Below are 13,786 nucleotides of genomic sequence, written 5' to 3' on the forward strand. Positions count from 1 at the left end.
TTCTTAATTCTTAATTCATACGACTTCCACCCGGCTCTGATCCCCGATCAGAAACCTGTGCACGAGCGGCTTTCCTGTCGCCCTCACGATCTCCACATCGTTCCCGAGGATACTGCCTTCGAGCCGGATCCCGATGTCCATGATCTTGCAGTCGCGCAGGATGATGCTGTATTCGATCTCACTCTTGCGGACCGTAGTGTTGTTGCCGATGGACGAGAAGGGGCCGATGTACGCGTCCTCGATCACACAGCCCTCGCCGATGATCGCCGGCCCGCGCACGACGCTGTTGATCACCCGTGCGCCCTTCTCGATGATCACCTTGCCCGCGACCGCGGACCGCGCGTCCACATCGCCCTGGATGGACGGGATCAGATTATCCAGGACCAGCCGGTTGGCTTCCAGCAGATCATTCGGCTTTCCGGTATCCTTCCACCATCCGGTGATCTCGGTATAGCCGACCTTATACCCTTTGTCGATCAGATACTGATGCGCGTCCGAGATCTCAAGTTCCCCGCGGGCGCTGGGTGCGATCGCCTTCACGGCCTCGAAGATGTGATGGTCGTACAGATAGATGCCGGCAACGGCATAGGAGCTCTTCGGCTTCGAGGGCTTCTCCTCGACCGCCACGATGCGGCCATCCTTGATCTCGGGCACACCGAAGCGTTCCGGATCCTGCACCTTCGCCAGCGTCAGAAAGCAATTGCTGTTGCTCTTCTCGAAATCATCGATGAACCGCTTCACACCACCCACCACCATATTGTCGCCGAGGTAAAGATGAACCTGTCCTTCCCGATGAATCCTTCGGCGAGCGCAACAACCTGGGCGAGTCCGCCCGGGGTGAGTTGCGGAATGTAGGTGATATGCACCCCCCAGCGCGAGCCGTCTCCCATGGCGACCGGCACTTCATCACTATCGGCGTTGATGACGATGCCGATCTCCTTGATCCCCGCCGCCGCCGCCGCTTCGACCGCATAGTGGAGGATGGGCTTATTGGCGATCGGAATGAGGTGCTTGTTCCGGGTATGGGTGATCGGACGCAGGCGTGTGCCACGCCCGCCGCTTGCGATGAGTGCTTTCATAGATGCTTCCTCTTCTGTCCTTTCAGTGGGAGATGGGGTTCAAGCAGACGAAGGAGCTCATCCTTCTGCGCCGGCGCAAGCGAACCGCTTCTGGTGGCGAGGCGGGTGGTTTCCAGCGACACTGCTGCATAGAATGGGGTCAGGTCGGGCGCAAAGCGCTCCAGGGCATCGAGATGACGTGCAACGGTTTCGACCCCGCCCCGCGCGATGGGTCCCGTGAGCGCAACTTCGGGCGTCGCCGCCCGTGCGTTGCCGATACTCCCCATGATGATCGGGAAATAGATGCTCATCCAATCCGTGCCCTCCGGCGCGAATGTCGACGACATCTGGCGGAGGACGCCGAAGAGTGTGGTGAGATGGTTCGATGCGACCACGGCGGCTGCGTGATAGAATTCGCGCATCGCCGGAGGCACCTCGATCACATAGCCTTTCAGCGCACGGGCCAGCGCATAGGCCGCGCGCACACCCGCCGCCGCACCATCCACACCATAATAGATGCCCCGGATGTTCGGGACGATATCTTCAAACGGGAACGTGCGGGGAAATGCCTGGATCGGATGGAACGAAAAGACTGTCGCACCCTTCGCCTTCACCGGATCCAGGACCGACGCTGTCAACATGCCGCTTGCATGACAGACCGCAACGCCTTTGAAGTCGCGATCGAGCCGGGCCAGAGCACGAACCACATCGGCCACGGCCCCGTGAGGGGTGGTGATGAGGATCAGATTGATCGTGGCGGGGATCGCCGCAAGTTCCGTCCCGGCGTTGTCACAACCGATGAATTCCGCGGATGTGCGGGCGGATCGTGATGTGCGGGAGATGACGCAGGAGACCCGGTGCCCCTGCTCGACCAGGACGCGGCCGAGCGAGGTGCCGACCTTCCCACCGCCGATGATCGCGGCGTCCCAGTGTTCCGGAGTTTTAGTTCTTCCCATGGTCTTCGATGTCCTGGATCACTGCTGACAGATAGCCAACGACACTTTGATGGTCCCCGGTGATCATGCCTGAATGCGACCGCGAGAGAACGGTCGGGGTACGCGCACCCAGCATGTCACATGCCTTCAACACCGCCGCCACCGGCCCGCCACCGCACGCTTCCGCCGTCCCTGCTTCGAGGTCCAGCATCAACCGCGCGGGATCGAACGCCTGGATGTCCGCCGCGACCACATCATCCAGCCGCTGCGCAACATCGGCGGCCGAGAAATGCGAGAGGTCCGTGCTCGCAACAAGGAGCGCGTCGGTTCCCCGGCAGAGCGTCGCGAGTGCAGCACCGAGAGCAAAACAGTGTTCCTGCGACTGGTTGCCGATCACCAGCGGGAGCAGAGCAAATTCCCCAAGGGCGCACTGGAGGAATGGCAACTGGACCTCCAGAGCGTGTTCGGTCCCGTGCCCCTTCATCGAGACCAGGATCCCGGGCATCACTTCTGCAAGCCGGGAGCGCATTCCGGCTGCGACCGGGACCTCACCGAGCGGGGTGACATATGCATCACCCGGATACACGGAGATCCCGTCAAAGAATTCACGATGGCTGGGTGACACGACCACCACGACGCTCCGTTCGGTTCCGCGGAGCTGCGCATAGGCGGCTGCCGCGGTCTCACCGGAATAGACATACCCTGCATGCGGCGCGATGAGTCCGATGATGTTCCCCGGTCCGATGCCGATGGACACGCCGTCCAGCAACCCGCGCACCGTCTGTTCGAGTTCCTCCGCATCCGAAGGATAGAACATGCCCGCCACGGCGGGCTTGCGCACACGTTTCATTGTGCTCCCCCGGCGGGCGCCTCAGCGAACACTTCTGCGCTGAAGGCCTCGATCACCGCCCCTGGGTCGCGCCACGCACCTACGGGGAGCCCGGCCTTGCGGCAGGTATTCTCGAGGAACTCCTCTACGCCCCAGCCGTATTCCGTGGCGACCTGTGGGAGCAGGAGGCCACGGCGGCCGCGGCATTGGATGACGAGGCCGTCCCTGCCGATCATGATCTCCTCAGGCGAGGTGATACGCCGCATGGGTGTCAGGACCGAGACCTCGATCTGCACCCGGGGCAATTCCCCGGGTGCAAGTGGTTCGAATCGCGGATCACCGAACGCAGCCTTGCGCGCGACCTCTTCCACCGCGGTGCGCACCGGACCGGGATATTCAATGTACCCGATACACCCCCGGAGGTCGCCCTCGATGCGCAGCGTAACGAAAGCACCGCCTGTCTGATCGACCGGTTCCTCGAGTTTCACCTCACCCACGCGCCCTTCCTCGACCGGCCCCCGGTGGCGCTTCGCCATTTCCCGGGCGATCGATCCTCGTGCAACCCGGAGCAGCAACCGCTGTTGTGCTTGTGAAAGCATGGGATTTGAACTCCCGCTAACTCAGTAACGTAATCAAATCGTCTCAGACTATCAAGGAAGGGATCAGCAGGAACAGCGTAAATCCGGCATTTCAGAGGGGTTCCGGGCTCCCGGGAGTCCAGCTTGCTTCTCAGAGCATGCTTGACTACATTTTTTCTTTCCATAACAATCGGGGACGGAAAATCATGGCGTTGATGGTAAGTATCTCAGGTATCCGTGGCGTTGTGGGTTCGACCTTGACCCCGGACGTGATCATCCGGTACGTAGCCGGTTTTGGTTCATACTGCCGGAGCCGGTCCACCGGGCCGGTAACGGTGGTGGTCGGGCGGGATGGGAGGATCACCGGCGCAGCCATCACAGACATGATCACTTCCGCACTCACAATGTCCGGCATCCACGTCATGGATATTGGCATTTGCCCTACGCCGACCGTACAGCTCGCCGTCGAGCACGAGCACGCAGCGGGCGGGATCGCGATCACCGCAAGTCACAACCCGATGCAGTGGAATGGGATGAAATTCATGGCATCAACGGGGCTTTTCCTGGACGGGGCGGAGAATGCCGAGTTCTGGAAGCACGCCGGACAGCCGCACACGTATGTGGCGTGGGATGCGATCGGCACGCTATCGCGGCGCGGCGACTGGCTTGCGCGTCACATCGCGCTTGTCCTGGACCTCCCTCTCGTGAAGCCGGACGTCATCAGGAAGCGCCGTTTCCGGGTGGTGGTCGATTGCGTCAACGCGGCAGGTGGTGCCATCGTTCCGGCACTCCTGCGCGAGCTGGGATGCGACGTGATCGAGATGGCGTGCGATGTGAGCGGAGTGTTCAGCCATACCCCCGAACCGATCCCGGAGAACCTGACCGGCCTGGCTGGCCGGGTGCGTTCGGAGCATGCGGATCTGGGCATCGCGGTGGATCCTGACGTGGACCGCCTGGTACTGATCAATGAGAAAGGCGAGCCGTACGGGGAAGAGTACACGATCGCCACGGTGGTCGACCATGTATTGAAGACACAGGGAGGCAAGGGGCAGACCGTTGTCGCGAACCTTTCGACCACCCGCGCTGTCGATGATATTGCACGCCGGTACGGTGCGACTCCTGTGCGCACCCCGGTCGGCGAGATCAATGTTGCTTCCGCCATGAAGCGCCTCGGCGCCGTGGTCGGCGGCGAAGGAAGCGGCGGCGTGATCCTGCCTGCGCTCCATTACGGCCGCGATGCGATCGTGGGCATCGGATTGATCCTTCAGGCGCTCGCTGAATCCGGAGGGACGCTCAGCCAGCTCAAAGCGTCGCTCCCGCAGTACTGTATCGCCAAAGGCAAGATGGAGCTCGCGGGCATCGCTCCGGAGGAGGTCCTCGAGACGATGAAGAAGCGCCATGCAACGGAGGGCACGGTGAACACCGACGACGGTGTGAAGATCGACTTCCCCGATGCATGGGTCCATTTCCGAAAATCCAACACCGAACCGATCGTCCGGATCATCGGTGAAAGCGCGACGATGGAGAGTGCGCTGGCGCTCGTCACACGCTTCCAGGATGAGATCCGGACGCTGATGCCTGCGCATGGGTGACCACCGGCGGATCGTCCGCGAGATATTGTCCCTCGCGCGCGTCCCCGGCATCGGCCCGGCGCGTCTCCGGGCTCTTCTTGAACACTTCAAGGACAGTGGCGCGGTCCTCCGCGCCTCTGTCCGCGACCTCACCTGCGTCCCCGGCATCGAGCAGAAGATCGCCTGCACGATCTCCTCGTTCTTCCGGAACGGTGTTCCGGAAGAGACCGCGGCGATCGTTGACGAACAGATCGCGCGGATGGAGACGGTCGGCGCAGCATTCGTCACCATCCTTGATCCGCACTATCCACCCCATCTGCGTACCATCTACGATCCCCCCGCGTTCCTGTTCATGCTCGGAAGCATCGCACCGCAGGATGCCGCGGGCATTGCGATCGTGGGAACACGCGATCCATCCACGTACGGCAAACGGACAGCGGAGGTGTTCGCGTCAGCACTTGTCGCGCGCGGCATCACGGTCGTGAGCGGGCTCGCGCGCGGCATCGACACCATCGCGCATGCCGCCGCCCTCCAGGCCGGAGGCCGGACGATCGCGGTCATCGGGTCCGGGTTGGACGTACTCTACCCCGCGGAGAACGGCCCGCTTGCGCGCCGCATCATGGCGCAGGGCGCTGTGCTTTCAGAGTTCGCCATGGGAGCGAAACCCGATGCGGTCAATTTCCCGCAGCGCAACCGGACCGTCAGCGGTATGACGCTCGGTACCCTCGTCATCGAGACGCGGGTCGATGGGGGTGCGATGATCACGGCGCGCTCTGCGCTGGACCAGGACCGCGAGGTCTTCGCCATACCGTCGCCGGTGAGTGGGACGGAGCGCAGCGGTACGAACCTGCTTCTCCGTGAGGGGCGCGCGTTGCTCACGGAGACCGTGGAGGACATCATCACGGAGCTTGGCCCGAAACTCCAGGGGCTCATCCCCGACGTCCCCCGGGCACCGGTGCGGATCATTCCTCCACTCTCCCTTTTCGAACAGCAGGTGCTGGATGTCCTGACCGCGGACCCCCTCCATATCGACGTCATAGCCGAACAGACCTCGCTGACGGCCGCGGATGCCCTTGTCCGCCTGCTGGGGCTGGAATGCAAGAGCGTGGTCCGGCAGCTTCCGGGGAAGTATTTCGTGCGGCTGTGACCCCTTTGCTTTCTCGGAAGAAAGATGTATATTTTGTGGTATGCTTATTGTGGATACAATATTCGTGGACGAAGCGATATCCCCGGGCACGGTTCTGCTGTGATCTGCAGGCGTGCAAGGGTGCCTGTTGTACGCTGGAAGGCGGACGCGGGGCGCCCGTGGAGGATGCTGAGATCCCCTTGTTGATGGCGGCCATGCCGGCAGCCATGGCCTATCTCCGTCCGGAGAGCCTCGCGGAATTGCAGCGGGTCGGCCCCCTGGACGGGGCGGCGGGGAACTTCGCGACGACCTGCATCGAGCATCGTGAATGTGTGTTCGTCTATTTCGACGAACAGAAGGTCGCACGCTGCGCTTTCGAGCGCGCTCACCGCGAAGGGCTCACCTCCTGGGCGAAGCCCCTCTCCTGTCACCTCTTCCCCATCCGCGTTCATGCATTGAATCAGCAGGTGATCCGCTATGAGCAGATCGACGAATGTCGCGCGGCACGGATGCACGGCGAGATGGAGAACGTCCCCCTCGTGGAATTCCTGAAAGAACCTCTCGTCCGTAAATTCGGTGATGGGTGGTATGCCCGTCTGCACAGCGAGACATCCACCGTCGACGGGAGCCAATGATCCTATGCTGAACATTTCACTCCAGCATAAGATGATGATGAAGCTGTCGCCTCAGCAGGTCCAGTACCTGAAGATGCTGCAGCTCCCCACCCTTGCTCTTGAACAGAAGATCAAGGCCGAACTGGAGATGAACCCCCTCCTGGAAGAGGGGTACGAAGAGGAACTCGAGGCCCAGACGGAGCAGGATGAGCCGGAGAAGGAAGAGCCCGTCGAAGAGACCCCTCCCGAAAAGGTGGAAGAGAGTCACGCCGAGGAGGACGAGAAGTACTCCATTGAAGACTACATGAACGACGATCTCCACGGGTACAAGGCCCGGGAGCCGTTCGACAGTGAAGAGAAAGAAGAACTCCCGATCGCGGATTCGGTCTCGCTCTCCCACCGTTTGCTCGAGCAGTTCAGCCTGCTCGACCTGGACGATGACGAGATCCTGGTTGGGCAGGAGATCATCGGGAATGTGGACGAGGACGGTTACCTCCGCCGCGACCTTGTCACGATCGTGCAGGACGTGAATCTCACGAACAGCACCGCGATCACGGTGGAGAAGGGCGAGCAGGTCCTCCGGAAGATCCAGCACATGGACCCCGTCGGGATCGCGGCGCGCTCCCTGCAGGAATGCCTCCTGGTCCAGCTGGAGGTCACACCCCTGGAACCGGCGGTCAAGACCCTTGCCACACGTCTCCTCACCGAGTTCTACGATGATTTCACGATGCGGCATTTCGAAGAGCTCGCCAAGAAGCTCGCGATCACCCTGGACGACCTCAAGCAGGTGATCGAGCTCATCCAGCACCTGAATCCGAAGCCCGGCGAAGGCGAGTTCAGTGCCCACGAGAACTATATCGTCCCGGATTTCCTGGTGACCAAGACCGAAACGGACTTCGTCATCTCCCTCAACGACCGGAACATCCCCCCGCTGCGGATCAACAAGGCGTACAAGGACCTGATGTCCAAGCGGAAGAAGAACGGGGTGTCGACCGAGGCGAAGGACTTCATCCGGCAGCGTTTCGAGGCCGCCAAGTGGTTCATCAGTTCCATCCACCAGCGCCGCGAGACCATGCTCAAGGTCATGCGCACGATCGTCGAAAAGCAGCATGAATACTTCGACACCGGCGAAGGCTTGCGTCCGATGATCTACAAGGACATCGCCGAAGTGATCAGCATGGACATCTCCACGATCAGCCGCGTCGTGAACAGCAAGTACGTCCAGACCGATTACGGGGTCTTCTCCCTGCGCCATTTCTTCAGCGATTCCATCAGCACGACCGATGGCGATGAGATCTCCAACAAGGAAGTGAAGAAGAAACTCAAGACGCTCATCGACGCAGAGGATCCCCTCCATCCGCTGAGCGACCACAAACTCGCGGAGATGCTCAACACCGAAGGGCTGAACATCGCACGCCGGACGGTGGCCAAGTACCGCGAAGCGATGCTCATTCCTGTGGCCCGTCTCCGCCGCAAGCTCACCTGACAGGCACGCACCGTGACGAACACCATCCATGCCACGACCGTTCTCGGCCTCACCCATAACGGGGTGACCGTGATCGGTGCCGACGGCCAGGTCACGCTCGGACAGACGGTGATGAAGCATACCGCCCGGAAGGTACGCCGGTTATACAACGGCAAGGTCATCGGCGGATTCGCCGGTGCTGCCGCCGACGCGTTCACGCTTTTCGGAAAGTTCGAGGACCATCTGGAGAAGCACCGCGGCAACCTGGAGCGCGCTGCAGTGGAACTCGCACGGGAATGGCGCACGGACAAATACCTCCGCCAGCTCGAAGCCCTCCTGGCGGTCCTCGACGGGAAGTCCTCCCTCATCATCTCCGGTTCCGGCGAGGTCATTGAACCCGACGACGGCATCGTGGCGATCGGCTCCGGCGGCAGTTTCGCCCTCGCCGCCGCCCGTATGCTCGTCAAGCACTCCAGCCTCTCCACGCGCGAGATCGTGGAGGAGTCCCTCCGCACCGCCGCAGGCATCTGCATCTATACGAACACGAATATCGTCATCGAAGAGCTGTAAGTCACCGGGACATCCGTCCCCGAGAGCCCATGACATCATCCCCTGCTGCACCCCGTTCGGAACTCACGCCGCGTGAGATCGTTCGAGAACTCGACGCGTATATCATCGGCCAGGATGCCGCCAAACGGTCGGTGGCGATCGCCCTCCGCAACCGCTGGCGCCGGCTCCAGGTCGCGCCCGGGCTCCGCGAAGAGATCATGCCGAACAACATCATCCTGATCGGCCCGACCGGTGTGGGCAAGACGGAGATCGCCCGACGTCTGGCACGGCTGGCCAACGCGCCATTCATCAAGGTGGAAGCGTCCAAATTCACCGAGGTCGGCTATGTCGGCCGTGATGTGGAATCCATCATCCGCGACCTGACGGAATTCGCCGTGACGATGGTGAAGGCCGAGCACAAGAAGGGCGTTGAAGAAAAGGCCCGGGAAATGGCTGAAGATCGGGTACTGGATATCCTCATCCCCGCTCCACGCAAGCGTCCCTCCCCCTCCCCCGCTCCCGAGCCGGAACCGGTCCAGGCACCTGTCGACGAGACCAATGCCACGCGCGAGAAATTTCGCCAGCGCCTCCGGGCCGGCGAGCTCGATGGCCGGATGGTGGAGATCGACCTTCCGGCGAGCGATGGGCCCCTGATGCAGGTCGTTGGTCCGACGAACATGGAAGAGATGGGCGTGAACATCCAGGACCTTTTCGGGAGCATGTTCCCGAAGAAGATGAAGCGCCGCAAGGTCTCCGTGGGAGAAGCCCGCACGCTCCTCACGAACGAGGAGGCAGCAAAGCTCATCGATCAGGATGCGGCCATCCGCGAGGCAGTGCAGCGCGTGGAGAATTCCGGGATCGTGTTCCTCGATGAGATCGACAAGATCGCGGGGACCAAAAGCCCCGGGGGCGGCCCGGACGTCTCGCGCGAGGGCGTCCAGCGCGACCTCCTCCCGATCGTCGAAGGTTCCAATGTGATGACGAAGTACGGGATGGTGAAGACCGACCACGTCCTCTTCATCGCCTCCGGTGCGTTCCACGTTTCCAAGCCTTCGGATCTGATCCCGGAACTGCAGGGCCGCTTTCCCATTCGTGTGGAGCTGAACAGTCTGACCGAAGAGGACTTCGTCAAGATCCTGACACTCCCGCAGAACGCGTTGCTGAAGCAGTACAGCGCCCTGCTTGCCACCGAGGGTGTCACGCTGGAATTCCAGGAGGACGGCATACGGGAGATCGCACGGATCGCCACGGAGGTGAACGAGCAGGTCGAGAACATCGGCGCGCGCCGGCTCCACACGATCCTTACCACGCTCCTGGAGGATGCGCTCTATCTGGCGCCGGACGAGATCCCCTCGGCAACGATCGTGATCGACCATGAACGCGTCGTATCGCGGCTCTCGTCGATCGTGCGGGACCGCGACCTCTCGAAGTTCATCCTGTAGAAACAAAACGGCCCCGTCTGCACCACCAGACGGGGCCGCGGGCAGCAGGCAGAGACGGCCACCCGCCGTCCCTGCACTTCCACGCACCACACCACACCTTTCAGATACGGATACGCATGCCCATGGCCACCGAGCCGTGCGACAGCGATTCCTCCTGCAACAGGAAGTTCAGATGTTCCGATGCAAGGTCCAGGTCGAACACACCGAAGTGCAGGCCGAAACCGAGCGCGAAGTTGAAATGGTCCACCCCGCCGAACGATGCACCCGTGCGGAGCGGCAGGAAGCCCCACGGACGGAATTCAAGACCCATCGAGAAGCGGCCGGACGTCGAGATGCCGGCACCGTCCACGAGCCCCTGATTGTAGTCGCACGCGAACGTCCACTCGCCCCACAGGATGCTCTTGAGGAACGGTACTTTGTGGAGTTCCACCGCGGCACCGAGGCGGAACGTCGTGGGGAGAGCTGTCGAGAAGGATGTGCCCGGATGATGCTCGCCCGTCACCGCATTCTCGATGGAATCGCGCTGCGCCTGGCTCAAGGGGTCCGTCACTTCAAGCTGTCCGCTGCCCACCAGTTCCTCAACATTCGACCGCCACTCCACGGATCCAATATCCGTCACGCTCATGCCCACACACAGATACTCGTTCACATCCGATGCGACACCCAGGTCGAAGGCCAGACCGGATCCCGCGGGAGCAGGGAACGGTTGGAAATTGGCGTTCTCCGCACCGGTAAGGGGATCGATCCCGGAGGCACGGCCGTGCACATCCACCGACCCGTGCAGGATGCCATCCGTGCCGGTCAGCATGGAGGTATTGAACCTGTCGACCTGGAAGTATCCGAATCCATGCACCATCTTCACGGCAGCCCCTGCAGACAGACTGTTCAGGAAGGATGGCGCCGGCAGGTTCGTGCCGAACGAAAGCGCATACTCGCGCAGCCAGTAGGCCTCTGCTGACGTCTTGCCGAAATCATACAGTGACCCCGGCGTGTTGCCGTAGAACAGGAACTCGAGATAGTCGTGCGGGATCATCGCATTCACCATCACGTATTCCGTCATGGTGAGGGCGATCCGGCTATGTTCGGTGAGGCGGACCGAGAGGCCGATCGGGCGCACTTCCAGATGTGCCGAGACGCGGCCAACACCCTCATGGAACGCCGCAAGGATATCCTGCTTGTCCGCATCGGTCAGATGCTTGCTGACCCGCCCGCTGCTGCCATCCTGCCCCGTGAAGTACTTCGAATAGAGGCCGTAGCTCAGGAAATCGCTGCCGAGATGGATCCCGATCGGCATGAGGCCGAAGGTCACACGGCCGCCATCCTCCGCGGCCAGGTTGGCCGGGTTGATACCCACGGCATCCAGTCCGCGGGAGTGCGCCACGAAGGTACGGGCCATGCCCACGCCCTGAATATTCGTCCGCTCGCCACCTGCGACCACCGTTGTGTTTACGCTTGCGGCGAGAGCCGCGATCGTGATACCGAGTACGATGGCCTTGGTTTTCATGGGTTCACCCTGTACGAGAATTGCGTCCACACGCGGACATGCACTTTGTCTGTGGTCCTGAAGTTCACGGCACTGGTGCCGGAGGTACCGAGGGCAAGGTCCACCTTGACCAGGTCGGCCACGTTGAACTGACGGATATCGATATTCGACAGATTGATGGTGAAGGTCGACCGGCTCGACGCATACACGTCGCCATTCATCACCACGCCACCATTGATCGCGATCGAATCGCCTTCGGTCTGCGGGACGAGGAGCAGGGTCTTCCGCAGGCGGTCCATGAGGCCGAACTTCACCTTCAGGGCCAGCGGTGTGCCGTTGTCGATCTCCACATGGAGCTGCCCGGAGTTCATCTCGGCAAGCGTCTTCTCATCGATCCGCTTGTCCGCATTGCCGTCGCCGGTCGTGTCGCCCAGCACGAGCGTGTCGGAGAATGCGCCACCGGTGATGCTCAGGCTCATCGGCACGGCGACATCCACATCGGCGGCGAACGCGCAGTTACGCCCGATGGCGGTCGCCACCGTCGTGTCATAGTCCGGATTGATCACGATACTGCCGACCACGCGCAGGGAATCGGGCAGCATACCGGTGAGGGAGCTCATGAATGCGCCGACGTCCCCTGCCGCAAAGGTGATCGGGCTGGCGCCCAGCGTGCCCTTTGTGACAGGCACTTCCAGTGAGGAGACCGCGCCCTTCGTGTCGCGCGCTTCGAACCGGAGGTTGAGTTCCATCGGGACATTGATGGACGTGCGTGGCGTGAAGACCATGGTGGCTGCCGGGATGTTGATCTTCCCGCGGAACTTGCTGCTGATCTCGCCGAGATCCAGGCCGATCGTTTCGTCGATCGCGATGACCGTTGGCTGGATCGCGGCAACGGCACTGTCTGCCACGACCTGTGTACTGGTGATGCGCGCAGAGATATTGTCGGTGGACCGCACCGTGACCGCGCTGCCGGAGGCGGGCGCGATATCGGCGGTGCACTCGGCGCGCAGGGAACGCAGGAACCCGCCGGTCTGTGAATGCAGCCGGTAGCGGGCAAGGTCGACGTTCAACAGTGCGGAATCCCGGGGAGCGATGATCAGCACCTGATCGAATGCCGACCCATTCGGGCGCAGCAATTCCGGCAGACGCAGACGCAACGAGGTCTGCAGGTCGACGCTGCTCACGAAGCGCATGCTGAGGGTGCCGCGGTTGATCCACACGTCGCGGACGAGCGATTCACCTGTCAGCGGGACTTCTTGCGAAACGGACAAGTGCTGGGGCGCGAGATTCGTCACGGTCGCACTGGTCGCCACCAGCGATGCAGGGGTGATCTCGGCAAGGAGCATCGTGTCCGGGATCGTCACGGAGGAGAGCCCACTGCCCGGGCTGGAGATCCTGATGCTCTCCAGGCGGATCCTCTTCTGCACCGCTTTCCCTGCCACGCTTGTCGTGGCCGTCCGGCTGTCGCCCGAGGCGATCAGCGACGTACCGAAATCAAAGGTTGCGATCGCGGCGCCGCCTTCATTGCGGGCAACGATCGGGCTTTCAATGCGCATCGCCACAGGCATCCGGTTCTGGATGCGGAGCGACACGGTCCCGCTCTCCAGGAAGACGCTCTCGATGACCGGAAGGTCACCGGAGGCTGCCGGGATGTCGGTTGCCGGGATCGGCGGAATGATCGTCTGCTGTCCGGAGACGAACCCCGGGATGCTGACGTTCAGACGCATCTGGCCGCCTTCTACGGAGAACGCTCCGAGGGTCGACGAGAATGACGTATTGAAGCCATCGAGTGAGATGCGGTCCCCTACGAGGGTCGGATCGGACTTCACCGAGGTCTTCAACATCAATTGTGTACCGCCGGGACTCACGGTGAGAAGTGTGGTGTCCTTCTCAACGAGTTCACCGAGTGTATAGGTTCTGTTGGCGACCGGTGCTGCCAGGTCGACGTCCCAGTTGGGCATCACCGGTTCCATCGGCTTGTTGATGCATTGGAATGCGCCGAGTGCGAGACCGATGGCGGTGATGCGCGCCAGGTGTACGAGGGTGGTTGGGTGGTTCATGTGGTGCCCTGCCTTCTCACTGTCCGTTCGGTTGACTGTTGCCGAAGGGAGAGGTACAAAGCAGGTGCCACGGAGG

General features: G+C 61.9%; 11 protein-coding genes and 1 pseudogene. 6 read left to right on the forward strand and 6 right to left on the reverse strand.

From position 1 onward, the window contains the following. Positions 1 to 15 precede the first annotated feature (15 nt). The 4 genes and pseudogenes from IPI01_09780 to amrA all read right to left on the reverse strand — a co-directional run bounded on the left by IPI01_09780 (position 16) and on the right by amrA (position 3,421). Positions 16 to 1,079 (reverse strand): annotated as a pseudogene (locus tag IPI01_09780) (glucose-1-phosphate thymidylyltransferase). Continuing rightward, positions 1,076 to 2,014 (reverse strand): DUF2520 domain-containing protein, encoded by a 939-nt coding sequence (locus IPI01_09785; protein ID MBK7258074.1) that lies wholly within the window; start codon positions 2,012 to 2,014, stop codon positions 1,076 to 1,078. Before IPI01_09785 ends, IPI01_09780 begins: the two are co-directional and overlap by 4 nt. Continuing rightward, complete coding sequence (gene amrB, locus IPI01_09790) at positions 2,001 to 2,843, reverse strand: AmmeMemoRadiSam system protein B (GenBank protein MBK7258075.1); 843 nt, start codon at positions 2,841 to 2,843, stop codon at positions 2,001 to 2,003. Before amrB ends, IPI01_09785 begins: the two co-directional genes overlap by 14 nt. After that, positions 2,840 to 3,421: an AmmeMemoRadiSam system protein A gene (gene amrA, locus IPI01_09795; protein MBK7258076.1), complete on the reverse strand. Its 582-nt coding sequence runs from the start codon at positions 3,419 to 3,421 to the stop codon at positions 2,840 to 2,842. Before amrA ends, amrB begins: the two co-directional genes overlap by 4 nt. 182 nt (positions 3,422 to 3,603) lie before the next feature. Between amrA and glmM the strand changes: the two genes are divergently transcribed. Genes glmM through hslU form a run of 6 tightly spaced genes read left to right on the forward strand, consistent with a single transcriptional unit; the run spans position 3,604 to position 10,167 of the window. After that, positions 3,604 to 4,992 (forward strand): phosphoglucosamine mutase, encoded by a 1,389-nt coding sequence (gene glmM / locus IPI01_09800; protein ID MBK7258077.1) that lies wholly within the window; start codon positions 3,604 to 3,606, stop codon positions 4,990 to 4,992. After that, positions 4,985 to 6,118 carry a DNA-protecting protein DprA gene (dprA, locus tag IPI01_09805; protein ID MBK7258078.1) on the forward strand — a complete coding sequence of 378 codons (1,134 nt, stop codon included), beginning with the start codon at positions 4,985 to 4,987 and terminating at the stop codon, positions 6,116 to 6,118. Before glmM ends, dprA begins: the two co-directional genes overlap by 8 nt. A gap of 47 nt (positions 6,119 to 6,165) precedes the next feature. Beyond that, complete coding sequence (locus tag IPI01_09810) at positions 6,166 to 6,732, forward strand: DUF3109 family protein (GenBank protein ID MBK7258079.1); 567 nt, start codon at positions 6,166 to 6,168, stop codon at positions 6,730 to 6,732. Positions 6,733 to 6,736: 4 nt separating this feature from the next. Further along, positions 6,737 to 8,197: an RNA polymerase factor sigma-54 gene (rpoN, locus tag IPI01_09815; protein MBK7258080.1), complete on the forward strand. Its 1,461-nt coding sequence runs from the start codon at positions 6,737 to 6,739 to the stop codon at positions 8,195 to 8,197. 12 nt (positions 8,198 to 8,209) lie between these two features. Next, positions 8,210 to 8,746: an ATP-dependent protease subunit HslV gene (gene hslV / locus IPI01_09820; GenBank protein ID MBK7258081.1), complete on the forward strand. Its 537-nt coding sequence runs from the start codon at positions 8,210 to 8,212 to the stop codon at positions 8,744 to 8,746. Positions 8,747 to 8,775: 29 nt separating this feature from the next. After that, positions 8,776 to 10,167 carry an ATP-dependent protease ATPase subunit HslU gene (gene hslU / locus IPI01_09825; protein ID MBK7258082.1) on the forward strand — a complete coding sequence of 464 codons (1,392 nt, stop codon included), beginning with the start codon at positions 8,776 to 8,778 and terminating at the stop codon, positions 10,165 to 10,167. A gap of 100 nt (positions 10,168 to 10,267) precedes the next feature. Here hslU and IPI01_09830 read toward each other — a convergent pair whose 3' ends face one another. Together IPI01_09830 and IPI01_09835 are read right to left on the reverse strand one after the other, a co-directional pair. Continuing rightward, positions 10,268 to 11,671 (reverse strand): hypothetical protein, encoded by a 1,404-nt coding sequence (locus IPI01_09830; protein MBK7258083.1) that lies wholly within the window; start codon positions 11,669 to 11,671, stop codon positions 10,268 to 10,270. Then, positions 11,668 to 13,710 carry a hypothetical protein gene (locus IPI01_09835; protein MBK7258084.1) on the reverse strand — a complete coding sequence of 681 codons (2,043 nt, stop codon included), beginning with the start codon at positions 13,708 to 13,710 and terminating at the stop codon, positions 11,668 to 11,670. Before IPI01_09835 ends, IPI01_09830 begins: the two co-directional genes overlap by 4 nt. Between the last annotated feature and the right edge of the window lie 76 nt (positions 13,711 to 13,786).

This window comes from Ignavibacteriota bacterium, from assembly GCA_016707525.1.
Classification (GTDB): domain Bacteria; phylum Bacteroidota; class Ignavibacteria; order UBA10030; family UBA6906; genus JAGDMK01.

What these genes read in the sequence shown, in the direction of transcription:
- IPI01_09785 (MBK7258074.1), bottom strand. Translation starts at nt 2,014, where the DNA reads ATGGGAAGAACTAAAACTCCGGAACACTGGGACGCCGCGATCATCGGC.
- amrB (MBK7258075.1), bottom strand. Translation starts at nt 2,843, where the DNA reads ATGAAACGTGTGCGCAAGCCCGCCGTGGCGGGCATGTTCTATCCTTCG.
- amrA (MBK7258076.1), bottom strand. Translation starts at nt 3,421, where the DNA reads ATGCTTTCACAAGCACAACAGCGGTTGCTGCTCCGGGTTGCACGAGGA.
- dprA (MBK7258078.1), top strand. Translation starts at nt 4,985, where the DNA reads ATGGGTGACCACCGGCGGATCGTCCGCGAGATATTGTCCCTCGCGCGC.
- rpoN (MBK7258080.1), top strand. Translation starts at nt 6,737, where the DNA reads ATGCTGAACATTTCACTCCAGCATAAGATGATGATGAAGCTGTCGCCT.
- hslU (MBK7258082.1), top strand. Translation starts at nt 8,776, where the DNA reads ATGACATCATCCCCTGCTGCACCCCGTTCGGAACTCACGCCGCGTGAG.
- IPI01_09830 (MBK7258083.1), bottom strand. Translation starts at nt 11,671, where the DNA reads ATGAAAACCAAGGCCATCGTACTCGGTATCACGATCGCGGCTCTCGCC.
- IPI01_09835 (MBK7258084.1), bottom strand. Translation starts at nt 13,710, where the DNA reads ATGAACCACCCAACCACCCTCGTACACCTGGCGCGCATCACCGCCATC.